The sequence below is a fragment of the Paenibacillus sp. AGC31 genome (genome assembly GCF_057334655.1).
The window spans coordinates 366848-390034 of sequence record NZ_JBHFJH010000027.1; the positions used below are offsets into that span (position 1 = coordinate 366848).

Genomic DNA, 23187 nt, shown 5'->3' on the forward strand with positions numbered 1-23187 from the left:
AGAAACATAATCAGAATGCTCCAAATTAAAACGCGGAGGTTACCAATGAAAATTGCATTCGTTTTGTTTGATGGACTGACTTTTCTTGATTTTGCAGGGTTTTATGATGTGATCAATCGGTTGAATTTCTTTGAACCTACCAAAGGAACGACGTGGGAAACTTGTGCAATGACAGATCAGGTCACGGATGAGTCTGGTCTAACGTTGAAGGTGGATCGGGTGAAGCCTGACCTGTCGGAATATGATCTCGTGTTTATCCCCGGGGGCATGGGAACGCGCAAGCTTCGATATGACGAGGCATTTGTAGGTTGGCTGAAACAGGCTGAGTCTGTGCCTTTGAAGGTTTCGGTGTGCACAGGCTCTCTGCTGCTGGGTGCAGCTGGTTTTTTATCTGGCAAAAAAGCAACAACACATCCCCGTGCATATAATTTGCTTGAGCCATATGTCACTGAGGTGATTCAGAAGCGGATTGTAAAAGATGGAAATGTAATTACAGCCGGTGGAGTAGCCACGTCCATTGATCTGGGGATTTATGTTGTTGGGTTGCTCGCAGGACAGGAAGCGGCAGCGAATGTAAAACTTCAGATCGATTATCCTTATGAGATGCAGGGAGTGGTCGAAGAATGAATGAAGGCCGAAAGCAAGAGCACTATAACATTCGCAATATTCAACGGGATGAAGCAGACCTCTACTGGCCTTTGCGACTGGAAGCATTGAAAACACATCCTGAAGCCTTCGGGGCTTCGTTTGAATTGTCCATTCAGATCCCCATAAATGAAGTACGGGAACGCATACATAATGAGCCCGATGATTATATTCTGGGAGCATATACAACAGAAGGAACACTGGCGGGAATGATGGGTTTCAAAAGGGAACACGGCCTAAAGCTCAGGCACAAAGGCATGATCTGGGGCGTCTATGTAGCTCCGCCATATCGGGGAAGTGGGCTGGCTTCGCGTTTGCTCCGCGAGGTGCTGGATCGGGGAAGACATCTGGAAGGTATCAAGCAGATTAATCTGAGTGTAGTGACAACCAATGAATCAGCCCGACGTTTATACGAGCGATATGGATTTGAAATTTATGGCATCGAGCGTAATGCCTTGGAAGTCAACGGTCAGGGATATGATGAGGCGCATATGAATTACTTTTATACAGAGCCCTCAAGATTGGATGATGATATCACCACAGGAGGAGTCCTATGACAGATCAGGTTAAACATGAGATAGATAGTGTTTCCTTTGTTTTAAAAGAGTCTCATTCTTTCGATTGGTTACGGCCCTTGGGTACGGTCTTTCGTGTATTCGATCAGCAGGATTCAGGGAATCTCTCCTTCGGTATTGTGCAAAAGGATGGAAAGCGATTGTTCGTAAAGTATGCGGGAGCACATACAATTCATGCGAATCATACGGGAAGTCCCCCGGAAGCCATTCGTAATCTGAAATCATCTGTTTCCGTCTATGAGGATCTCGCGCATGACACGTTGATTCGACTAACGGATCATTTTGCAACGGATGAGGGGTATGCCTGTGTCTTCGATTGGGTGGATGGGGAGTGTCTTCACTCCCACTGGTATTTTCCGCCTCCGGCTAAGTATGAAGATCCGCGTTCGCCCTACTATCGGTTCAGACAACTCCCAGTGAAGACACGTATTCAGGCGATGGAGCAGATTCTGAATTTTCATATCGAGGTGGAACGAAGAGGTTATGTGGCTGTTGATCTGTATGATGGCAGTCTGATCTATGATTTTGACAGAAACTTTATGAAAATTTGTGATATCGACTTGTATCGGAAGGGCTCTTTTACCAATACCATGGGGCGTATGTGGGGATCTTCCCGCTTTATGTCACCCGAAGAGTTTGAGCTAGGCGCACCCATAGATGTGGTTACCAATGTATTCAACATGGGGGCAATGGCGTTTGGTTTGCTTGGCGGGGAGACGGATCGTTCCTATGAGAGATGGGATGCCGGAGAAGCGTTGTATCACGTTGTGATGCGTGCAGTGAGCGACGAGCGGTCCGAGCGGTACGCATCGATTGCGGAACTTGGTGAGGCCTGGGAACAAGCTGCCGTGCAAAGGCAATGAGTGGAGCAGTGTGATTTTCGCAAATGTGCAAATTCCATTCGTATGTGCGTGTGAAATCCCGTATAATGGAAATTATTAAGGGGGTGCAGACGATGTGCAGATATGCCATGTCAGGACCATATAAAGACATCTATGCATGTTTCATTTGTCGCAAATCATTTAAACAAGTTTCCAGACATGACCTAAGCCCTGAGGTGGTGGCCCAACTTGAATATAAATGCCCGCAATGTGCCACGTCTATGGTTAGCATGGGACAGGATTTCCAGGCGCCCAAGCAAAATGATACCAAACAATGGGCCAAAGTGATGATACTGTATCGTCATGGTTATACCTATCATAATTGCGGGTGCGGGGCTGGATATCGCCCGGCTGATTTACGTGAATTATCCGATTTTCTGGAGCAGCAAGAAGCTGGTAAAGGCAGTGAAGGCAAACGATTATTGCAAAGGTTAACTTCTTAGTTATGTTTCCAAAATCCAACCTGTCGTCAATGGAAATGTTGAAAATACAGGTGAGCACGTTGTATACAATCAATGAGCAGCAGCGTCTCATAAGCATTAACGAGCCAGGTGGTGGGCAAGCCCCAGCCCTTTTTATCGGCATGACTTCTTCTGGTTCACTGATCTATTATCATGAGCAGTTACCGCCTAATCTAATGGATGAGTTGGGTAGGGATTGCGAACTTCCGTTGGATATTCCAAAACTGATTCGAAAGGTGGAAACCTTTGAGCCAGTTAACCGTGTGTGGATGGGACCCGCCTATGCTTTTCCTGAGTTATCTCACGAGTGGAATCAGAAGGTTCAGTTGATTGGTCAGGAGCAGCGTTATTTGCTGGCAGAGCATTTTCCTGAATTAACAGACTACTTGTATGAAAAAAGTCCCGTTGCCGCTTATGTCATTGGGAATTCTGCTGTGGCAGTGTGCTGCTCCGCAAGGCTCTCCGATCATGGGGCGGAAGCGAGTCTATATACGGCACCCGGTTATAGAGGACATGGATATGCAGCGGAAATGGTAAAGTGCTGGCAGTATTATGTCAAGGAGCGGGGACGCATGCCAATCTACAATACATCTTGGGATAATCTCGCTTCACAGCATGTTGCCCGTAAACTGGGATTAATTCAGTTCGGTGTGGATTTCAGTATCACAACTGTGGATTTGAGGAAGGACTGTGATGTCTGATGATCCGCACTTTCGTACAAAAGGATCTGCAGTATGTCATTGATGCGCATATCCGAATCTATCGAAACGAGTATAATTATGATTATAGCTTTGCTGAATTTATCACCCATAGGGGCGGGTGGATTATATCAATCTGTGGGCTTTGAAGTGAAGGAAGTCCGCAAGCAGATGTTGTCAGGTCAGGAGCTTACCGAAGAACAATGGGAACTTGTTCTGTAGTTGGCCGGGGCTTGAGCATGAAAGCCGAATCTGTTGCGTTAACTCGTTGTTGAAAGGAGTGGGACGGTGAATCGCAGAAGACTGATTCTGGGTTTGTTATCCGTATGCACAGCATTGACGGTAGCAGCATGTTCGACTCGGACAGAAGAACAAGCATTATCAGCAACCATTGAAAGCAACCTGCAGCAGATGGTTAGCGACCCTGTTCTCCTGACCAGCAGCAATCCGAATGATTATATTGCTGGTAACCGGGAGGCTTACAAGGACATCCTGCATACGGGTGAGGCCGGACTGCTTCTCCTGTTACAGCAGCTCGAATCCAGTCCGGATAATGGTCTCAAGGAATGGATCATGGCTCAGGCAAGTACTGAACTGCTTGGAGAGCATAACCCTGTAGAGGCATGGCATAGTGGCAAGGACTGGTCCAAGCAGTATAAAATGAGCGTAGAATAATGGCTTATCATCTTAGTGGGTGATGAGCCGGAAGTACAAACCTCACCTCCAGTCAGCATGAGCAGCATTGAGAGGTTCTTGGAACCCGAAAGAATACATTATAGAGGTGAAATCCTTGAATAAGAAAATTGCTTTTTTTGATTCAGGCATCGGTGGTTTAACCGTTTTGCATCAGGCATTACAACAGTTTCCGGAAGAAAAATTCCTGTATTACGCGGATACCCTGCATGTCCCATATGGAACGAAGTCTGCGGATGAGGTTAGAGGACATATTTTTGATTGTGTGGAAGCCATCGTTCAGGAGGATGTCCAAGCCATTGTGATTGCTTGTAATACAGCAACAAGTCTGGCTGTGAAGGAACTGCGCACCAAGTACGATATCCCGATCATTGGCATGGAGCCTGCGGTCAAACCAGCCGTGGAGATGAATCGTGACAGTGGGAAAAGAGTGCTTGTATTTGCCACGGCCCTCACCTTGAGCCAAACCAAGTATAACGAACTGGTATCGCGTGTTGATGATCACCACAGTGTGGATTCCATTGCGCTGCCAGAACTTGTGGAGTGGTGTGAACAGCTGGATTTTGATCCGGGCAAAATCGCTGATTATTTCCGGTTCAAGCTGGCAGATCTCGATCTTCATGGGTATGGCACAGTGGTGCTTGGTTGCACGCATTATCCATTCTATACGTCCATTCTGCGCACGGTTCTGCCCGATCATATACAGATTATTGATGGCAGTACAGGTACAGTGAACCATCTGAAGCAGCGGCTTGGACTGGTGGCTCAACATGGAGACAGAACAGGGGAACAGGTCACTTTCCTCAGTTCATCAGGCCGACCGGAAGAGCAGGAGAAGATGTGCAGTGCACTTCAATATCTTGGGATGAATTCCAAGTAGGTTACACCATAGGAGGTGATAGCTATACAGTCCATTTATCTTATCCGTCACGCCAAGGCCACAGGGCAGGAACCCCATGCAGAGCTTACAGATGAAGGGATCAGGCAGGCTGAAAAGCTTGCAGATATCTTGGCTCATCATTCCATAACGTATATTGTCTCCAGTCCATGGAAAAGGGCCGTTCAGACGGCTATGCCACTGGGCATAGCAATGCTGCAACATATACATACGGATGAACGTCTCCAGGAGAGGGTACTTAGCTCTCTTGATCTGCCTGACTGGATGGATGTACTGAAACGTACATATGATGATGTGGATTGGGTGGAAGAAGGCGGGGAATCTTCGAGAAACGCGGCTGCAAGGGGGCTGGCACTATTGGAAGAGTTATGGAGCAGACCAGAACAGCACGGGGCCGTGGTTACACATGGGAACTTGTTATCACTGCTTATTCGTAACTATGAACCATCCTTTGGTTATGAAGAGTGGACCAAACTGTCTAACCCGGATGTGTATGTGCTGGAGAGACAACGACCGGATGCAGGGCTGTCCACCATTCGAAGAATCTGGACAGATTAAACAGCAAAAGAGTGCTCCAGCGATATTATATCAGCCAGAACACTCTTTTCGTTTATCCATGGGGCATATTTACAATGCGGCAATCATGATCATAACCCATCCAGCCAAAAATGCGACTCCGCCAAGTGGGGTAACGGCTCCCAATTTGCGAACACCCGTCACACTTAAAACGTACAGGCTGCCAGAGAACAGGATAATCCCGGCGAACATCAGCCATCCGGCAAGCATGACGAGTGAGGAGGATTCAAGACGGTCTGACAGCAGTCCGATCAGGATGATGCCCAGTCCGTGGATGAGGTGATATTGAACACCGGTTTCATAGATTTTGATCATGTCAGCGGATAGTTTGCGCTTGAGCGCGTGTGCGCCAAAAGCACCCAAAGCAACAGCCAGGAACATCATAATACTGCCGAGTATAATCAGGGTTTGCAATGTGTTTTTCTCTCCTTTTAAGGGTAATTAGATATAACATCAAAGTGTACTGCACGAGTGTTGTCTACAGTTTGCGCAATTGAATCTGCCCAATGGAGTGATCGGCTTCCTTTTTCAGAATCAGTCTGGCACGTCCTTTGGTTGGCAAAATGTTTTCATGCAGGTTTTTGGCATTGATATCTTGCCAGATCTGGTTGGCCGTACGCACGGTTTCTTCTTCATCGATATTGGCGAATCGTTGATGGAAAAAGGAATCCGTGTTCTGGAACGCTGTATTACGGAGCAGCTTGAAACGCTCAACATACCAGTGTCGTATGTGCTCTTCTTCCGCATCAATGTAGATGGAGAAATCAAAGAAATCACTAACCAGCAAAGGCGTTTCCTTTTTGATCTGAAGTACATTGATACCCTCAATAATGAGAATATCCGGCTGACAGATCTGCTTCTCTTCTCCTTGAATGACATCGTAGGCGAGGTGAGAGTAGACGGGTGCTTTCACTTCCGGCTTGCCAGATTTCACATCACCCATGAACTGAATCAGGGATTTGATATCATAGCTTTCCGGGAATCCCTTGCGGTTCATGATGCCCTTCTCTTGCAGCACCGCATTGGGATATAAGAAACCGTCGGTGGTGACAAGGTCAACCTTCGGACTATTCTTACCTCTGGCGAGCAGTGCCTGTAGCAAACGGGCCGCTGTACTTTTGCCCACGGCAACACTTCCCCCGATTCCAATGATGTAGGGGGTGGGGAGAGCTTCTTTTTTCATAAAGGAGGCCGTTAGTTGATTCAGCTCTCGTGAAACTCTTGCATATAGGTCAATAAAGTGGGTAAGAGGCAAATATATATCTTCGACTTCTTGAATCGATACCTCTTCATTCAATCCCTTTAACTGTTCTAATTCGGCTTCCGTCAGTGGAAGAGTGGTCTGATGTTCTTTAAGTTCAGCCCATTCCTTGCGGTTAAACTCGATGTAAGGAGAGTATGAATTCATGAGATCCCGCTTTCTGTATGTAATATAATTGTGGACACAACCTAGTGTATCAAATTTCAGGAAACTGACAACACCTTTACATTGTGCACTTCATAATGCCTTTCGTCAAAATGGAGCGAAATACAACTTATAGGAAAGTTTAACCCAATTTATGTTAAAGTCAACGTATACCATGCGGAAGGGTGACAGCACATGATCGTATATGAGAGAGAGCATGATTTTGTTTTGACCGCACAGCATGAGCATGGATTAGTAGCCGGAGAGATGGCTTTCCACTGGAAAAATGAATTATTAGCTGATGCTTCGCATCGGGATGAATTGATTCTAGCGGCCAAGGAACATGACCGTGGCTGGATTGAACTGGATTCATCTCCGTTCTGGAATGATTACAGTCAATCGCCGTATTCGTTTCGTGATTTTCCATTGCGTCCGCGTTTTGTATTCTACCATAAAGGGATTGAAGAAGTCCGTCAGAAAAACCTCTACGCCGGATTATTGTGTAGCTTGATGTACACGGAGCTATTTCAGAAAAATCTGGGGGCCAATGCTCAGGATGATGATGACATCCGAGATTATCTGCAGCAAGAACACAAACGTCAGCTGGATTGGGAGAAACAGCTTGGTGGTGATGCTGAAGCACTGAAACAGAGGCTGCAAAGTGATGTGGAGATCATGCTTTTCTGTGATCAGCTCAGTCTGTTCCTCTGTATGGAGGAACCTGGAACACCTGCTGCGCGTTATGATTTTTTTGCAGAGGGGCTCAGTTGTACGTTTGATGCCTGTTCCAGACAGCCGATTCAGGCAGAGTGGTTATCGAATGAAAAAGTAGGCCTGTCTTTTTTCCCGTTTGATGAGGACTTTACGATCGTTTTACCATATAAATCGGTGCCAAAGGCAAGTATCCGCAAATTTGGTATGCAACAGGCTTATCGCCGGGCTGAATGGAAGGAACGCCGGGTGTTGATTACGGAATTGAACTGAGAACTGGAAACTCCAGGCTTGAGGAAAGACCAGCATAGAATATCACAAAACAGGCGGGCTTCTGATGTACAGGTGTACAGGGCGTCCGCCTTTCGTATGCATATATATCATCATAGACTATACTGTGAGACCGGTGTAAATACGAATGAATCAGAGTGGGAATAAAGAAGGAAAACACAGGTTATTCCCAGAAATGTTAGTGTACAGCAGAGAAGCGCATGTTAGTAGGAGGACGAATATGGATACTAGAATAGAGATATTAACAATGTGTATGGTATGGGACAAAATGAATGATCAGGTGTTGTTAATGAATCGGCCGGATCGCAAAGGATTTCCGGGATACATCGCTCCTGGGGGGAAGGTAGATTTTCCGGAGAGTATCGTGGATGGTGCCGTGCGGGAGGTTCTGGAGGAGACGGGGCTAGTAGTCAATGAGATTACGTATAAAGGGCTTGATGAGTTCTGTGATCCCGAACAAGGATTGCGGTACATGGTATTTAACTATTTGGCGACTTCATTCGAGGGTCAATTATTGCAAGATCCGCCCGAAGGCGAACTGTTATGGGTGCCTATGAAGCGGGTTTTTGAGCTGCCTATGCAGGATTGGTTTGCTGAACGTTTCCCGCGTTTTTTCCAAAAAGGCACTTTTGAGCGGAGCGTGATCTGGGAGAAGTCATCCGGACGTACGCTGCAAGAGACATTTATGGTGTATAGCGATTCCGTACTTGAACAGAGTGAGACCCAATAAGTTAAACCGTCAGAAGGAGTAAAAATCATGGGATACCAGCATGCCCTGCAAGGATACAGTGCGGCGACGCTTGATGGGGAATGGAAATTAATTCATGAGCATTTAAGCTTGGGTTAGGATAAAAATAATGCCTCAAAATGTATCATCCATATCTATATATTTATATCCAAATATTATGATATAATGAAGTTTACTATTTTTATAGGAGATGACTAGTCTGTGGGTAATAGTGTGTGATTAATAGATTGAGTAAACTAGTTTGTTGAAATGAAGAATGATATATTTGTGGATTTGCCATACATAGGCTTCTGCAAACAAGACGTAAATGAATATTGTACGATGAAAAGGTGGAGATTGGCATGAAATTGTCGTTCCGGATTTTGGACTGGGAAGAAGAGAGACCCTACGAACTTTTATTGATGGCTGATCCTTCAAAAGCAATTGTGGATGAGTACCTGAGTCGGGGTGTTTGTTTTATTGCTGAATATGAAGGAGAGATGGTTGGGGAGTTCGTATTGTTGAAGACTCGTCCAGAGACTGCGGAGATTGTTAATATTGCCGTACAGGAAGAACTGCAGGGACAAGGTGTAGGCAAACACATGATTAAGGAAGCGATGGAAGCTGCACGTAGATTGGGCTGCCGGATTCTCGAGATTGGGACGGGCAACTCGAGCTTTCATCAATTGAAGTTATACCAACGTTGCGGTTTTCGCATCATTGGGGTTGAACGTGACTTCTTTGTGAGGCATTATGAGGAAGAGATTATAGAGGATGGTATCCGTTGTGTGGATATGATCCGTATGGCCATAGATCTGGATGCTGTTACAGAGGATGAAAAGAAATAGGAAGTAATCGCTGGGGTGAAATTTGCTGAATCCAAAGAAGCTGCTCGGATAATTCATGTCTGGGCCAGCTTTTTGCTGTTGGTCACTTGAAGAAAACCCCAATTACTTGTTGAATGTGACGTCAAATGGTTAATGTTTAACTGGACGGTTTGTTTTTGAACATAATGGACCACAATTCAATTAAGGAGGTAAAATGGGAGATCGTATGCCTATTTTGTTGTAATTAAGCGTTTGTTGTTCTACCCAAATTGATCGATTTATTCGATTCATCTAATTTATGCATCAATTGGACTAAAAATAGGAAATGCTCCTGAGCGTAAAAGTTTATAGAATAGATAGTAGAACACGGACTTCACTTGAAGAAGTGGAGAAAGTGTAACCTTCGAACGGATCAGGACAGTATTCGACATCTGTGCGACGGTATATACAATCATTGTTTTACTTTGATTTTGAAAACGCAGACAAACCTTGACGGGAGCGTCGGACTAACGTTACTACCACCAACAGCACGATTATTGGACTTCATGAAAAATTTCGCTTAAAATGTTGAACGAACGCAAATTACGGCTTAGTCAATGATTTCCGTCAAAAACTTATGACTAAATCAAGACGGAGGGAACGTCGATGACGATCGTGGAAGGCAACAAGAAGCCCTGGGAAAGTTACTATGGCCCCAATATGGGATACGTACAGGAACAATATGAATTATTCACTCAAGACCCTGGTTCGGTTACACCGGCTTATCGTGAACTATTTGAACAATGGGGTGCACCGCCGATGTCTGGCAGGGATGCACGCACAACTTCGAATTCCGGCAACGCCCAATTGGCTTCCGGAAGCGTAGACATTCAATTATTACAGAAAGCGGTTACAGCGGGTAAACTGGTATGGAACATCCGTACCTATGGTCATCTTGCTGCAGATATAGATCCGCTTGGAATCAGTGAAGATACAGACACATCTTTGCTGGAACCTCAGCATTTTGAATTAAACGAAGAAGATCTGAAAGCTTTGCCTGCTTCCCTGATCTGGGAAGGAGCAGATGGGCAGACAGCAACCGGATGGGATGCAATCCAACGCTTGCGTCAGATTTACACTGGACCCATGGCCTATGAATTCAGTCATGTGCACGAAGTTCAAGAACGTGAGTGGCTGAATCGCCGCGCGGAATCCCGGACATCACCAGCTCCGCTTACGTCGAAAGAACGTAAGGCTTTGCTGGAACGTTTGGTTGAAGTCGAGCAATTTGAAGATTATCTTCACAAAACATTTGTTGGTCAGAAACGTTTCTCCATCGAAGGTAACGATGTGCTTGTGCCGATGCTGGATGAAGCTGTTCGCATCATGGCGGAAGCCGGATCAAGCCACATTCTGATGGGTATGGCCCACCGTGGACGGTTAAACGTACTGGCTCATGTTTTGGGCAAACCGTACAGCAAAATTTTCTCTGAATTTCATCATGCTCCGAACAAAGATTTGGTTCCATCGGAAGGTTCGACTGGAATCAACTACGGTTGGACGGGGGATGTCAAATATCATATGGGTGCCAACCGTTTTGTAAAAGACGGGGAAACTGTACAGGCACGCCTTACTCTGGCGAATAACCCGAGCCATCTGGAATACGTTAATCCGGTTGTACAAGGGTTTGCTCGTGCGGCTCAGGATGACCGTCGTGACCCTGGATATCCGAAGCAGGACGTGACGAAGGCAGCTACCATTTTGATGCATGGTGATGCAGCATTCCCTGGCGAAGGGATCGTTGCCGAGACGCTTAACTTCAAAGCTCTGCCAGGATATCAGAATGGCGGAACCATCCATATTATCGTCAACAATCGTCTGGGTTTCACTACAGATAGCGGTGATTCCCGTTCAACGTATTACGCAAGTGACCTTGCTAAAGGGTACGAAATTCCGATTGTACACGTGAATGCGGACAATCCGGAAGCTTGTATTGCAGCCATTCGTATGGCAGCCGAGTATCGCAATCGTTTCAAAAAGGATTTCCTGATCGACTTGATCGGTTACCGTCGCTACGGCCATAACGAAACCGATGATCCCGAAACAACTCAACCTATCGTTTATGACAAGGTGAAAAACCATCCAACGGTAAGCCACTTGTATCAGGATCAGTTGAAAGAAGAATCGATTATCGATGATGCATCCATTACGAGCATTCGCGATGGAGTAACGAACAAATTAAAAGAAGCTTATGACCAGATGAAGAAAAATGAAGTACATGAATATTATCAACGGAAAATCAGTGAGCCGGAGGCTGTTACGATTACTCCGACTGCGGTACCACTGGAGAATCTGCGCAGCATTAATGCCGATTTGCTGAAATGGCCTGAGAACTTCAATGTGTATCCGAAGTTACAGCGGATTTTGCAACGCCGGAGCACTTCCCTGAACGAAGGGGAAAAAGTGGATTGGAGCCTTGCGGAGACACTCGCATTTGCAACCATTCTGGCAGATGGCAAGCCAATTCGGATTAGTGGACAGGATGCCGAGCGTGCTACATTCGCTCATCGGAATCTGGTGTTACATGATTCGGAGAATGGAGCAAAGTTCTGCCCATTACATCACTTGCCACAGGCAAGAGCATCCTTTGCAATCTATAACAGTCCGTTGTCTGAAGAATCCGTTGTTGGATTCGAATATGGCTATAACGTATATTCACCAGATACATTGGTCATTTGGGAAGCTCAATTCGGAGACTTTGCCAACTGTGCACAGGTTATATTTGACCAGTTTGTATCAGCGGGCCGCGCCAAATGGTCTCAGAAGTCCAGTCTGGTGATGTTGTTACCACATGCGAATGAGGGTCAAGGACCTGAGCATACAAGTGCTCGTCTGGAACGCTTCCTGCAGCTTTGTGCAGAAGACAACATGACGATTGCCAACTTGTCGAGTGCATCTCAGTACTTCCACTTGTTGCGTCGTCAAGCCTCGTTGACTGAAACGGAAGATGCTCGTCCACTTGTGATGATGTCACCGAAAAGTCTCATTCGTAACCCGCGTGTTGCATCACCGGCAGTTGAATTCAGTGAAGGCAAGTTTGAACTTGTACTGGAACAAGCTGGACTGGGGACACAGCCGGATCGTGTAGAACGCATTATTTTGTGCAGTGGCAAGATTGCCATCGACCTGGAAGATGCTATTGAAAAAGATAAAGCAGATCGGTCATGGCTTCACATTATTCGTGTGGAACAGTTGTATCCGTTCCCGGCAGAAGAGATCAAACGTGTCCTTGCACGTTTCAGCAATGTAAAAGAACTGGTATGGGTACAGGAAGAAAACAAAAACATGGGTGCCTGGACATACATGGAGCCTCGTCTTCGTGAAGTTGCCCCGGAAGGCACAACCGTTAGATACGAAGGTCGCCCGGAACACGCAAGTCCTTCCAGCGGTTATCAGCTTGTGCATAGTATGGAACAGCAACAGATTATTACATCTGCGTTGAAACAAACGACGAAGAATAATATTCCACTGGGGAGGTAACAGCTGTGAGTGAAATTAAAGTACCTGCAATGGGTGAGTCAATAACTGAGGGAACTGTATCCAGATGGATGGTTAAAGAAGGGGATACCGTTAATCAGGGTGATGTGCTTCTTGAACTGGAAACGGATAAAGTAAATATTGAGATCAGCGCAGAAGAAAGTGGCGTGCTGGAGAAGATCATTCGTCAAGAAGGAGAGACGGTAGAGATCGGTGAAACGATCGGTACACTCTCAGCTGGTTCTGGAGGAGGAAGCGGTGCACCCGCTTCCGAACCAGTAGCTGAAGAGAAAAAAGCCGTTACTCCTGCACCTGAAGCTCCAACATCACCATCGGCACCTGTTGCGGCAGCGCCAGAGTCATCTGATAGTGCCAAGACGGCTTCACCGTCTGCCCGTAAGCTTGCACGTGAACGTGGTATCGAGTTGGATCAGGTTCAGAGTAAAGATCCGATTGGACGGGTATACCAGGACGATGTGAAGAGTCATAACAATCAGGCTCCTGCTCCTGCTGCTCCACCTGCGAGTAAAGCTCCAGCAGCACCAAGTGCTCCGGCAACTGGAAGTTCTACCTATACCAAACCAGTGGAGCGTCAGCGGATGTCTCGCCGCCGTGCGACCATTGCCAAACGTCTGGTAGAGGCTCAGCAGACAGCAGCCATGCTGACTACGTTTAATGAAGTTGATATGACTGCCATCATGGATGTACGTAAACGCCGTAAGGACAAGTTCAAAGAGAAACATGAGATCAACCTGGGCTTTATGTCCTTCTTCACCAAAGCGGTTGTGGGAGCTTTGAAAAAATTCCCTACAATCAACGCAGAGATTGATGGTGAAGATGTTGTTCTCAAAAAGTATTATGATATCGGCATTGCCGTATCTGCGAAGGAAGGACTGGTTGTACCGGTTGTACGTGATGCCGATCGTCTGGGCTTTGCCGAGATCGAGAAGAGCATTGCAGACCTGGCATCCAAAGCTCGTTCCAACACACTGGCGTTGTCTGATCTTCAAGGCGGAACGTTCACCATTACCAATGGCGGAACATTTGGTTCCTTGTTGTCTACGCCAATTCTGAATACACCTCAAGTGGGTATTCTGGGAATGCATAAGATCCAGCTTCGTCCAGTGGCGATTGATGCAGAGCGGATGGAGAACCGTCCAATGATGTACATCGCGTTGTCCTATGATCACCGGATCATCGACGGTAGTGAAGCGGTACGTTTCCTCGTGACCGTGAAAGAACTGCTTGAAGACCCGGAATCCCTGTTGATTGAAGGTTAATCCATAACGTTTGAATATAGCTATTATTCATATCGCTTAACAAGAAAACCCCTGAACTGGAGTGCAGCGTGAGCTGAGCATCCGATTCAGGGGTTTCTTTTGGCTTTTGGTATGTTGTTCTCTGAATCTATTATATAGAGTCAGCGGTCTCAGTAGGACTCACCGGACTAGGGTGTGTATTCGAGCCAGGGGTATTCCGCTCTAGCCAGTTCACAACGTGCTGGGCTACTTCTGTTCGGTTGATCTCATGCAGCATTTCATGGCGTCCATCCGGATACAGGCGATACTCAATGTTCTCCAGCTGAAGCTTCTTATACTGCGAGACCAGATTAAGAACGCCTTTGCCATGAAGTCCAACAGGGTCCTTCTCACCTGAGAACAGGTATACGGGTTTGTGTTTGGGTATGCGCTCCATATTGTGTGGAAGATGGACTTCAAGCAGCAATTTGAAGAAGTCGCGGAAAAAGCCTGCTGTACAGACCGCTCCGCACAGGGGGTCATCAATGAATCGCTGAACCTCTTGTGAGTCCCGGGACAACCAATCAAACGGTGTCGTCGCGGGGCGGAAAGAGCGGTTAAATCCACCAAATACAATCGCGTTGAGCAGCATGCTGGGGTGGGTAGCACCCTGAATGCCACACTGCAAGAAGGCCAGCTTCTCTCCAAACCGGAGCAGACCGCGTCTTCCGTTTGTTCCGGATAAAATAAAGGCATGGTACTGCTCATGACCCGCGTACATGAGATGTTGTACCAAGAATGAGCCCATGCTATGTCCCATTAGAAACATGGGGACCCCAGGATTTTCTTTGGCGGCTACTTCGCCCAGATTGATCATATCACTCGCCATCCAGCGGAAGGCATCGATACCAGCATTACCAAGCAACTTGGCATTCTCCACAGTTTTGCCATGACCCCGATGGTCATTGGCATAAACCGCATAGCCATTTTGGGTAAGAATGTCGGCAAATTCGGCGTATCGGGCTGCCGTCTCGCCCATGCCGTGTGCAATTTGCACTACACCTTTAACGTTGCATTCCGGATCGGGAAGCCAGCGGTACACATGAATACGGGTACCTTCACTAGCGACCAAGGCAAAGGTAGATTCCTGCATCTCGTGTAATTCCTCCTTCACAGGTTACATATAAGCTTGATTTATGGCAGATAAGAGCGAAGAACAGTGGTATTTCCATTTAATGTATAATAACCCAGATTGGCTGGCAAGAGATAACATTGTCCAGCTTTCAATTCAATGCTGTCTGATTCAGCATGTGCCCACTCCAAAGTTCCTTCTCCTTCACAGACAACGAGAATCGTGAAGCTGTCAGGATTGGTGGAGAGTTCCCAACGTTTATTCACAATACCTTTTTCAACTACAAAATAAGGGCATTCCGCAAGCTTGAGCCATTCACCAGGAGTAGCGTTATTTGTTTTCATCGTTGAGGCACCTGCGCCCTCATAGGCGGTGACATTTAATGAGTCTTCAACATGCAACTCACGTGGTTTGCCATCCAGCCCTGGACGATTATAATCGTAGATCCGGTACGTCGTATCTGAGTTTTGCTGAATCTCAGCGACAACGACACCTGCACAGAGCGCATGCACTGTTCCGGCAGGGATAAAGAACGTATCGCCGGCCTCTACAGGTACCTGACGAAGGGTATCCATCACCGTGCCGTTTTCCAATGCTTCTTTTAATGTTGCCCGATCAACGCCTTCATTCAAGCCATAGATGATATGTGCGCCCGGTTTTGCGTCGAGTACATACCACATTTCTGTTTTGCCAAGCTCGCCAGGAGGAAGTGCCTCATACTCGTCAGTTGGATGAACCTGAACGGATAGGTCATCGTTACAGTCAAGCAGCTTAATCAGAAGGGGGAAACGGCCGCCTTTTTCGGAAACGCCTTTAGTTCCAAGCCATTCGGTGCCCAGTTGTTCACGAACTTCATCCAGACCCTTGCCAGCAAGTGCTCCATTTAATACCTTGGTTGTACCGTTTGGATGATCCGCAATCATCCATCCTTCTCCGATATGTCCTTCAGGGGGCGTAAGGCCGAATTGCTCCAGCGCACGACCGCCCCACACACGTTCTTTGAATTCAGGTTGGAATTGTAATGGGTATGGCGTAGACATCAGTAATCTCTCCTCTAGTATATGAAATGGTGGATCGCTTTAATCAGTCATGGGCTTGTGGTCGCCATGAGCAAACAAGTGAATACGTTTGCATATGTAGAAGTAGAACACAGATCGCAGTAAGAAAAAGCCGTTAATAGCTCGCCTTGCGATTGTGTCTAGTTTATTGTATTTGGTGAACAAAGGAAATTATTTTTTCTCGATTCCGATCAGGAAAGGAGAAGTTTCTCGCTGCAATTGGCGATACATCACAACCTGTGCCTGTTCCACCGGCAGGGCAGAGGACCATTCCAATACGGCTGATGCTTCCTGTGCACCTCCGTCATGACCAGGATAGAGCACAACCGTAATAATGCCGCGAGGACGTAATAAAGCGAGTGCAGCTTCGAGTGCAGCGATTGTGCTGTTTGTCTCGGTGATGATGGAGGAATCTGCACTTTCTGAGGGCAGGTACCCCAAGTTGAACATAACTGCACCAACCGCACCAAGCCATGACTCAGGAACTGCTTCTGCCATTCGATCATGGCTTAGTTGAAGCATGGAGATGGAGCCAAGCTTGGCTTCATCATTTTGTTTTCGAATCCGGGCCTGTGCCAGCGTGAGGGCTTCACTTTGAATATCGAATCCAATGACTTGACCACGCCTGCCTACTTGTTGTGCCAAAAATAGTGTGTCTGCTCCTGTGCCAACCGTTGCATCTATCGCCAGATCACCTGGCTGCAGACGGGAAGCAATCCACTGATGTGCACAGCTGAGAACCGAAAGAAAGCCCATCTATGCTCGCCTCCAATACTTACCTTGCCATGAATCCCGCTCTCGCAGCTCACGATCAATGGAGTTCAACACTTCCCATTTGTTCATGGACCACATCGGTCCGATCAACAGATCACGTGGTGCGTCGCCTGTAAGACGGTGTACGATCATTTCCGGTGGAAGCATCTCCAGTGTATCTACAATCAGCTTGATATACTCGTCCTGATCCAGAAAACGTAAAAGACCGGCTTCGTATTGCTTCACCATTGGTGTTTTGCGCATCAGATGCAGCAGGTGAATCTTGATTCCCTGTACATCCATATTGGCAACTGCCCGTCCAGTGTCCAGCATCATCTCATGTGTCTCTTGAGGCAGACCATATATGATATGTGTACACACACGTATATTCCGTTTGCGCAGTTTCTCAACCGCCTCTTCGTAACACTTCGTGTCGTGCGCGCGATTAATCAATGTGGATGTGGAATCATGGATCGTCTGAAGCCCCATCTCAACCCACAGGTAGGTACGCTCATTGAGTTCAGCCAAATAATCAACAACGTCATCTGGCAAACAGTCTGGGCGAGTGGCGATGGACAAACCAACAACACCGGGTTGCTCAAGAATTTCTTCAAAATATTCGCGCAGCTCCTCGACCGGAGCATACGTGTTCGTATAGGCTTGGAAGTAGCCAATATAATGGGCTGTAGGCCATTTGAGGTGCTGTTTATCTCGAATTGTATTGAACTGGGTGACCAGATCTTCACGTCTGCTGCCAGCAAAATCGCCTGATCCACGCGCACTGCAGAAGGTGCAACCACCTTTGGCAATGGAACCATCACGGTTGGGACAGGTGAATCCAGCATCCAGCATCACTTTGAAAACCTTATTGTTAAATTGATCGCGCATCTCATAATTCCAGGTATGGAATCGTTTATCTCCCCACAACAGAGGGGACTGTAATGCAGGTGCATTCATCTTCAGGGTACTCCTTTGGCTGTCGAATTACAGTAATCATACGTGAACAAAAGAAGAAGCGCTATGCGATTTCCGTCATAGACGATGGATAGCGATTATAGGTGTCTTCATGAACTTTTATCATTGTATCAAAAAACTGAAAAAAAAGGGAATCGAAACGCAAAAATAGGCCGTAAAATCAAGGTTTTCTCCTTGCTATAGTTTACACCTTATGTTATATTTAAATCAGCGTCAGACACCATCTAATGGGTATTATTCATCATAGTATTTGAATCAACGTTGACGTCATGGACCATACTATACCGTGAGGTGATATGAATGAATTCCCAAGTCAAAAACAAAGAATTGAATCATGTGTCTGTTGAATTGACGGCAGAAGAAGCACTGGCTTTAACAGGTGTTCGTTTTAATGGAAATCCGAAAGTGAAAGCGGCTGCAAGACAAAAAGTTCGCGATGCTTTCGAAAAGACATTTGATTTTTCACACCAAGATAAGGTAGACTATGAACTACTAAAGTAGTTGGACCCCAATTCCAAATAAATCGAAGAGGGAATCTTTGAGATTTGCCCAAAGTGGCAGATCCGAAGATTCCCTTTTCATTGCTCTTTACAATTTGCCAGTTCTTCGGCAAAATAGTTCTGAGACAAGTATGGGACAAACGGAGGAATAAAATGCGTTTACGTGGCAGAAAAGGGATAAGAGAAAATCTGGAGCAACAAGTTGATCTTGTTGTACTGGACCCCAAGCAACATAAAGGAAAATGGTCTGAACTGTTTGGCAATGATCACCCGATCTTCGTGGAATTTGGTATGGGTAAAGGTCAATTTATCAGCCAAATGAGTTATAAATATCCGGAATTTAATTTCATCGGTATTGATATGTATGATGAACTGGTGCGTCGTGCCAGTGAGAAAGCTCGTAATGCGTGGAGCCAGGCTGATGTGGAGACACCTCCGAACCTGAAGCTTGCGCTGGCTAATATCGAACAGATCGAAGAAGTTTTTGAACCGGAAGAACTGGAGCGCATTTATTTGAACTTCAGTGACCCTTGGCCAAAAGCAAAGCATGCACGTCGTCGGTTGACGCATCCGCGCTTCCTGAAGAAATACACAGAATTGCTTAATCCCAAAGGTCAGATTCATTTCAAAACCGATTCAGAGACGCTGTTTGATTTCTCACTCAACGCCATTGCCGACTTCGGCCTGCAAATGACCAATATTTCTTTGAATCTGCATCGTGATGGTTTGAATGAAGAACATGTGATGACAGAGTACGAGCAGAAATTCATGGGTAAAGGTATGAACATTCACCGGGTTGAAGTGATTGTGGGTGAAGAGGCCTTGCGTGAGTATCAGCAGACACGTCTGGACAAGTATAAAGTTCGTGAAGCTTCTGATGAGTCTGGCGAAGAACAGGAACAGGAACAGGAATAATTCGAAAAATCTAACTTAAACTCAATTAGGTAGAGCGACACATGAGGTGAATGGTTTCATTCTCATAGGTCGCTCTTTTTTTGCATGAACAATCAATATGCCATGCTCCATAAACTCAAGTCTGGGATGATTTCAAAAGTTCTCTGAATGAAACTCTTTGCGGCGATAATCGTTTGGTGTAACCCCGTTGAACTTTTTGAACATGCGATAGAAGTATGAACTGTTGGTGAATCCCGTTCTCTCGGCAATATCGGCAACAGAGTTCTCTGTCTCTACCAGCAGATGCTGGGCCTTGGCTATGCGGGTTTCATTAATCACGTCCGTAAGTCCTTTCAAGGTAAGCTGTTTGTAGAGCCTGCTTACATAGATGGGCGACATGCCCAACTCATCTGCGATAGAAGTTAGACATAGATTGGGGTCCGCATAGTCCCGCTCAATAATGCCATTGATTTTACGAATCAATTCTTCATGTTTCAGTGTACGTTTCTCCTCCACTTTGGAGCCAAGCTCATCAAACATCCGATAGAAGCGTTCATGTACTTCACTGATGTCTTCCGCGTCTTTGACAGGCAGCATTAGACCATCCGAGACTGAATCAAGCGTGAGTTGATTATTCTTCTTGAGGGTATTTCGTACATGGTTCAGTGTCATCGTCAGATGGGATAAAGCTAGCTGGAAGACGGTAAATGGATATGCGGCTGTCTCGCCGACGATATCTGCATAGACTTGTTTTGCTTCTCGCGTCTTACCTGTCATTAGATGATCAACAAGCTGTCTTTCCTTACCTGCCGGGAATGCGTACTCCTTGGCGTGATAAGCCATGATGTCAGAGGTATAGATCAGACAGCCCGGTCCCATGAACAAACGATGCAGTGAGGCTTCGGCTGATCTGGTGTAGGATGCAATACTGTCTTCCAATGAATCTTCTTCCGTGCCGATCGTACAGGAGATGGAGCATTTCAAATGGGTCATTACAGCTGCCTGCATCATACGTAGCAGCTCTTCGATCCGGTTATGAGCAGGTTGCCCAAGTTCATTGCTTTCCGCTTTTTCATTGAAGATGAGTGTGATCAGATCACCGCCCATGTCCACAGCTTCCGCATTGTAGTGGAGATCGGCTGTCTCAGTGCAGATGTTCATCATCGCGTATTTTACAAGCTGGGTCTCATCACGATACGTTTCGTTGAATTCGGTAAAATGGTCAATACGTAGCAATACCAGTCTGGATGCACGCCGAACATCAATGGAGGAGCCGTAGAACTTCATCCGTTCTTCCAGCATACCTCCAGTTACTGTTTCGCGGCCCTGTAGGGCCCCTCGTAGAAAATCCTGCCGTAACAAATGAAGACTGCCACGTCGCTCTGCTTCCATCACACGTAAACGAACAATCATCTTATCAATAGGGTGATATAGTTTTCGGGACACAAGGTAAGAGAGCAGTAACCCTGCGAAGAGAAGTCCAACACAAAACAGAACGGTATGTGTGCGCATGCTCCGTATATCTGAGGTAATCAGATCATAAGGTGTTATTCTCACATAACGCCAACCCAGGTCATCGGGAGCGGTATAGGTGATGAGGGATTTTTCTCCGTCGACCTTCTCGGTAAAATAAGCTGACTGCTCCGTATCCTGCATAATTGGCTTCATAAAAGCTTCACTGAAGAGATTTTTCATCAATGCACGGTCGCCAAAGTCAGATAAAAGGTCTCCATTCTCATTCACGATAAAGGTTTTGCCGGGTTGATCCACAGCATTCATATTCGGACTGAGCCAATCATCCTTGATATTCACGATGACAGCATAGTTTAGCTTCGCGTTATCATTAATCGTGTCATAACAGAGATAGGTGTAGCTGTTAACCTCTGTTGCTTCGGTAGAGCCGACCTGATATGTACGCGGGATAGGCACAAAAGGTTTATAGTCATGGAAGCGTTGAAGGATGCTTGTAATCCCCTGATCATCGATCTCCGAGATGGACTGCTGCCCATTGCGCATGTTGGAACTGATAAAGAATTCTTTACTTTTGGAGTTATATACATAGATGGATTCGATAAAGGGAAGGGACATACGGTAGTTGTCTAGCTGCTCCATCGCCGATGTAATCTCATAGATATTTGGTTTGGAATAGAGCAGTAATGAAGAGATGGTGTAGTCCTGATAAATCTGATATGACAATGATTTCGCAGTCTCGGTCATTTTGGCCACTTCACGGCTGGTTTGAGTAAGACTGTTCATATCTGTACGATACACCTGGCGAAGAGCGATCCGATTATAGTTGACGTACAAAATAGAAGAAGCCACAAGTAAGGTAGCGACGGTACTGATAATAATGCCGATCAGAATCCGTGTGAAGACTTTCTGACTGTCCTCTGAACGTTTACGCATTCATCTTCCCCCTCGGACCTCCTGTTTTGGGTGAACAACATAGAAATTCATGTACATACGTGAGGCTTCATATATGGATGAGCAGAAGAGCAAGAGTAACTAGAATTATATATTATGTATGCGTTTACATCAATGCTGGACAGGCCCTTTTGCCTGTTTTGTCTACATAAAGTTCAACTTTCGCTGGATTGTTCACTAGGTGTAGCCTATGCACGATATCAACATTTGTGAACGGATGTGTGTGGATGTCTGTTCATTTCATGGTTCGTTCATTTTGTTCATAGTTCATTTCGCAGAATCGTTCATTTTCTGAAGGGAAGCTTCAGTATCCGTCAGTGAAGAGAGCATCTACAATAAAAAGAGAGCTCCACCACGCAGCACCGCAAGTAATTCGGGAGGGATCGAGCCATGCTCAAAGAATTGAACAAAAACAAAATCATGTTTCTGATGCTGTTGCCCACGCTGATCTTTTTTCTGATTAACTCGTATTTTCCGATGGTCGGCATCTATTATGCGTTCACCCGGTATGATTTTGAAGGCGGATTATTTGGCAGTCCATTTGTCGGTCTGGAGAACTTTAAGTTCCTATGGCAATCCGGAATGTTGCTCAAACTCACAACCAATACCGTGGGTTACAATCTCGCCTTCATTATATTAGGAAACGGTCTTGCGATCTTCTGTGCGATTATGCTTAGCGAGATCCGGGGCAGGTTATTCAAAAAAATTACGCAATCCGTCATGTTCTTGCCGTATTTCATCTCATTTGTACTATTAAGTGTAATCGCTTACAACATGTTTAACTACGAGTCGGGTTTTGTGAACACGGTGCTCAAACGTTTTGAGGCCGGCCCGGTCGACATTTATAACACACCCTGGATCTGGGTGTTCCTGATCATCATCTTTTATCTGTGGAAAAATCTTGGATACAGCATGGTCATCTATCTGGCTGCCATAACGGGGATCAGTGATGAGTATTATGAAGCCGCCCGAATCGACGGGGCAAATATATTTCAGCGGATCTGGTACATTACGGTACCGATGTTGAAGCCAACCTTTGTCATCCTGTTGTTGTTCTCACTCGGCAGCATTATGAAGGGGCAGTTTGACCTGTTTTATCAACTGATCGGTAACAACGGGGTGCTGTACAACGCTACAGATATTATTGATACGTATGTGTATCGTTCACTGAAAGTAACGTTTGATATCGGGATGGCAACGGCAGCTGGTCTGTATCAGTCCTTGTTTGGTTTCATTTTGATCATGACCGTCAACTATATTATCCGCAAAGTAAATGAGGACTACGCCTTGTTCTAGAACGCCCGCAGGG

General features: G+C 46.1%; 24 protein-coding genes. 17 read left to right on the forward strand and 7 right to left on the reverse strand.

The genetic code is table 11. From position 1 onward, the window contains the following. Positions 1-45 precede the first annotated feature (45 nt). From ACE04G_RS13770 to ACE04G_RS13810, 9 genes are all read left to right on the forward strand, one after another. On the forward strand, positions 46-627 hold the full coding sequence (locus ACE04G_RS13770) for a DJ-1/PfpI family protein (protein ID WP_036669691.1): 582 nt from the start codon (positions 46-48) through the stop codon (positions 625-627). Further along, positions 624-1202 (forward strand): GNAT family N-acetyltransferase, encoded by a 579-nt coding sequence (locus ACE04G_RS13775; RefSeq protein ID WP_449004154.1) that lies wholly within the window; start codon positions 624-626, stop codon positions 1200-1202. The genes ACE04G_RS13770 and ACE04G_RS13775 overlap by 4 nt, the downstream gene beginning before the upstream one ends. Then, a complete protein-coding gene (locus ACE04G_RS13780) occupies positions 1199-2083 on the forward strand; it encodes a serine/threonine-protein kinase (protein WP_237176252.1) in 885 nt (294 codons plus the stop codon). Before ACE04G_RS13775 ends, ACE04G_RS13780 begins: the two co-directional genes overlap by 4 nt. A gap of 92 nt (positions 2084-2175) precedes the next feature. Next, positions 2176-2544, forward strand: a complete 369-nt coding sequence (locus ACE04G_RS13785) for a hypothetical protein (protein WP_237176251.1) — start codon at positions 2176-2178, stop codon at positions 2542-2544. Positions 2545-2603: 59 nt separating this feature from the next. Further along, positions 2604-3263, forward strand: coding sequence for a GNAT family N-acetyltransferase (locus ACE04G_RS13790; RefSeq protein ID WP_449004152.1), 660 nt, complete (start codon positions 2604-2606; stop codon positions 3261-3263). Positions 3264-3341: 78 nt separating this feature from the next. Continuing rightward, positions 3342-3482, forward strand: a complete 141-nt coding sequence (locus ACE04G_RS13795) for a hypothetical protein (RefSeq protein ID WP_221822843.1) — start codon at positions 3342-3344, stop codon at positions 3480-3482. Positions 3483-3548: 66 nt separating this feature from the next. Next, positions 3549-3935: a hypothetical protein gene (locus tag ACE04G_RS13800; RefSeq protein WP_221822845.1), complete on the forward strand. Its 387-nt coding sequence runs from the start codon at positions 3549-3551 to the stop codon at positions 3933-3935. Between the two features lie 115 nt (positions 3936-4050). Next, the gene (murI, locus tag ACE04G_RS13805) at positions 4051-4833 is read left to right on the forward strand and encodes a glutamate racemase (RefSeq protein ID WP_449004151.1); all 783 of its coding nucleotides are present in this window, start codon (positions 4051-4053) and stop codon (positions 4831-4833) included. Between the two features lie 15 nt (positions 4834-4848). Then, a complete protein-coding gene (locus ACE04G_RS13810) occupies positions 4849-5409 on the forward strand; it encodes a histidine phosphatase family protein (RefSeq protein WP_449004150.1) in 561 nt (186 codons plus the stop codon). A gap of 69 nt (positions 5410-5478) precedes the next feature. Here the strand turns inward: ACE04G_RS13810 and ACE04G_RS13815 are convergent, their stop codons facing one another. Together ACE04G_RS13815 and coaA are read right to left on the reverse strand one after the other, a co-directional pair. Continuing rightward, positions 5479-5841 carry a DUF423 domain-containing protein gene (locus ACE04G_RS13815; RefSeq protein WP_449004149.1) on the reverse strand — a complete coding sequence of 121 codons (363 nt, stop codon included), beginning with the start codon at positions 5839-5841 and terminating at the stop codon, positions 5479-5481. A 64-nt stretch (positions 5842-5905) separates the two neighbouring features. After that, positions 5906-6835, reverse strand: coding sequence for a type I pantothenate kinase (gene coaA, locus ACE04G_RS13820; RefSeq protein ID WP_339307595.1), 930 nt, complete (start codon positions 6833-6835; stop codon positions 5906-5908). Positions 6836-7027: 192 nt separating this feature from the next. Between coaA and ACE04G_RS13825 the strand changes: the two genes are divergently transcribed. The 5 genes from ACE04G_RS13825 to odhB all read left to right on the forward strand — a co-directional run bounded on the left by ACE04G_RS13825 (position 7028) and on the right by odhB (position 14184). Then, positions 7028-7816 (forward strand): DUF3891 family protein, encoded by a 789-nt coding sequence (locus ACE04G_RS13825; RefSeq protein ID WP_449004148.1) that lies wholly within the window; start codon positions 7028-7030, stop codon positions 7814-7816. 238 nt (positions 7817-8054) lie between these two features. After that, on the forward strand, positions 8055-8564 hold the full coding sequence (locus ACE04G_RS13830) for an 8-oxo-dGTP diphosphatase (RefSeq protein WP_221822856.1): 510 nt from the start codon (positions 8055-8057) through the stop codon (positions 8562-8564). 359 nt (positions 8565-8923) lie between these two features. Then, positions 8924-9409 carry a GNAT family N-acetyltransferase gene (locus ACE04G_RS13835; protein ID WP_449004147.1) on the forward strand — a complete coding sequence of 162 codons (486 nt, stop codon included), beginning with the start codon at positions 8924-8926 and terminating at the stop codon, positions 9407-9409. A gap of 624 nt (positions 9410-10033) precedes the next feature. Further along, the gene (locus ACE04G_RS13840) at positions 10034-12907 is read left to right on the forward strand and encodes a 2-oxoglutarate dehydrogenase E1 component (protein WP_449004146.1); all 2874 of its coding nucleotides are present in this window, start codon (positions 10034-10036) and stop codon (positions 12905-12907) included. Positions 12908-12912: 5 nt separating this feature from the next. Continuing rightward, positions 12913-14184, forward strand: a complete 1272-nt coding sequence (gene odhB, locus ACE04G_RS13845) for a 2-oxoglutarate dehydrogenase complex dihydrolipoyllysine-residue succinyltransferase (RefSeq protein ID WP_405131784.1) — start codon at positions 12913-12915, stop codon at positions 14182-14184. Positions 14185-14314: 130 nt separating this feature from the next. Here odhB and ACE04G_RS13850 read toward each other — a convergent pair whose 3' ends face one another. From ACE04G_RS13850 to mnmL, 4 genes are all read right to left on the reverse strand, one after another. Further along, positions 14315-15295: an alpha/beta fold hydrolase gene (locus tag ACE04G_RS13850; RefSeq protein ID WP_339183447.1), complete on the reverse strand. Its 981-nt coding sequence runs from the start codon at positions 15293-15295 to the stop codon at positions 14315-14317. A 41-nt stretch (positions 15296-15336) separates the two neighbouring features. Beyond that, complete coding sequence (locus ACE04G_RS13855) at positions 15337-16314, reverse strand: type I phosphomannose isomerase catalytic subunit (protein WP_449004145.1); 978 nt, start codon at positions 16312-16314, stop codon at positions 15337-15339. Between the two features lie 189 nt (positions 16315-16503). After that, positions 16504-17088 carry a tRNA 5-(aminomethyl)-2-thiouridylate-methyltransferase MnmM gene (gene mnmM, locus ACE04G_RS13860; RefSeq protein WP_339307607.1) on the reverse strand — a complete coding sequence of 195 codons (585 nt, stop codon included), beginning with the start codon at positions 17086-17088 and terminating at the stop codon, positions 16504-16506. Next, the gene (gene mnmL / locus ACE04G_RS13865) at positions 17089-18042 is read right to left on the reverse strand and encodes a tRNA modification radical SAM protein MnmL/YtqA (protein ID WP_036610193.1); all 954 of its coding nucleotides are present in this window, start codon (positions 18040-18042) and stop codon (positions 17089-17091) included. It abuts the gene before it with no gap. Between the two features lie 318 nt (positions 18043-18360). Between mnmL and ACE04G_RS13870 the strand changes: the two genes are divergently transcribed. Then, positions 18361-18561 (forward strand): hypothetical protein, encoded by a 201-nt coding sequence (locus ACE04G_RS13870; protein WP_017689675.1) that lies wholly within the window; start codon positions 18361-18363, stop codon positions 18559-18561. A gap of 152 nt (positions 18562-18713) precedes the next feature. Then, positions 18714-19475, forward strand: coding sequence for a tRNA (guanosine(46)-N7)-methyltransferase TrmB (gene trmB, locus ACE04G_RS13875; protein ID WP_339307609.1), 762 nt, complete (start codon positions 18714-18716; stop codon positions 19473-19475). A gap of 132 nt (positions 19476-19607) precedes the next feature. Here trmB and ACE04G_RS13880 read toward each other — a convergent pair whose 3' ends face one another. Beyond that, entirely contained in the window at positions 19608-21860 is a 2253-nt protein-coding gene (locus tag ACE04G_RS13880) for an AraC family transcriptional regulator (protein WP_339307611.1), read from the reverse strand. Positions 21861-22268: 408 nt separating this feature from the next. Here ACE04G_RS13880 and ACE04G_RS13885 point away from each other — a divergent pair, with 408 nt between their 5' ends. Next, the gene (locus ACE04G_RS13885) at positions 22269-23174 is read left to right on the forward strand and encodes an ABC transporter permease (protein ID WP_017689672.1); all 906 of its coding nucleotides are present in this window, start codon (positions 22269-22271) and stop codon (positions 23172-23174) included. Positions 23175-23187 lie beyond the last annotated feature (13 nt).

Excerpts from the sequence above, each read along its gene's own strand:
- ACE04G_RS13770 (WP_036669691.1), top strand. The coding sequence starts at position 46 with ATGAAAATTGCATTCGTTTTGTTTGATGGACTGACTTTTCTTGATTTT.
- ACE04G_RS13775 (WP_449004154.1), top strand. The coding sequence starts at position 624 with ATGAATGAAGGCCGAAAGCAAGAGCACTATAACATTCGCAATATTCAA.
- ACE04G_RS13780 (WP_237176252.1), top strand. The coding sequence starts at position 1,199 with ATGACAGATCAGGTTAAACATGAGATAGATAGTGTTTCCTTTGTTTTA.
- ACE04G_RS13785 (WP_237176251.1), top strand. The coding sequence starts at position 2,176 with ATGTGCAGATATGCCATGTCAGGACCATATAAAGACATCTATGCATGT.
- ACE04G_RS13795 (WP_221822843.1), top strand. The coding sequence starts at position 3,342 with ATGATTATAGCTTTGCTGAATTTATCACCCATAGGGGCGGGTGGATTA.
- coaA (WP_339307595.1), bottom strand. The coding sequence starts at position 6,835 with ATGAATTCATACTCTCCTTACATCGAGTTTAACCGCAAGGAATGGGCT.
- ACE04G_RS13825 (WP_449004148.1), top strand. The coding sequence starts at position 7,028 with ATGATCGTATATGAGAGAGAGCATGATTTTGTTTTGACCGCACAGCAT.
- ACE04G_RS13830 (WP_221822856.1), top strand. The coding sequence starts at position 8,055 with ATGGATACTAGAATAGAGATATTAACAATGTGTATGGTATGGGACAAA.
- ACE04G_RS13835 (WP_449004147.1), top strand. The coding sequence starts at position 8,924 with ATGAAATTGTCGTTCCGGATTTTGGACTGGGAAGAAGAGAGACCCTAC.
- ACE04G_RS13840 (WP_449004146.1), top strand. The coding sequence starts at position 10,034 with ATGACGATCGTGGAAGGCAACAAGAAGCCCTGGGAAAGTTACTATGGC.
- ACE04G_RS13850 (WP_339183447.1), bottom strand. The coding sequence starts at position 15,295 with ATGCAGGAATCTACCTTTGCCTTGGTCGCTAGTGAAGGTACCCGTATT.
- ACE04G_RS13855 (WP_449004145.1), bottom strand. The coding sequence starts at position 16,314 with ATGTCTACGCCATACCCATTACAATTCCAACCTGAATTCAAAGAACGT.
- mnmM (WP_339307607.1), bottom strand. The coding sequence starts at position 17,088 with ATGGGCTTTCTTTCGGTTCTCAGCTGTGCACATCAGTGGATTGCTTCC.
- mnmL (WP_036610193.1), bottom strand. The coding sequence starts at position 18,042 with ATGAATGCACCTGCATTACAGTCCCCTCTGTTGTGGGGAGATAAACGA.
- ACE04G_RS13870 (WP_017689675.1), top strand. The coding sequence starts at position 18,361 with ATGAATTCCCAAGTCAAAAACAAAGAATTGAATCATGTGTCTGTTGAA.
- trmB (WP_339307609.1), top strand. The coding sequence starts at position 18,714 with ATGCGTTTACGTGGCAGAAAAGGGATAAGAGAAAATCTGGAGCAACAA.
- ACE04G_RS13880 (WP_339307611.1), bottom strand. The coding sequence starts at position 21,860 with ATGCGTAAACGTTCAGAGGACAGTCAGAAAGTCTTCACACGGATTCTG.
- ACE04G_RS13885 (WP_017689672.1), top strand. The coding sequence starts at position 22,269 with ATGCTCAAAGAATTGAACAAAAACAAAATCATGTTTCTGATGCTGTTG.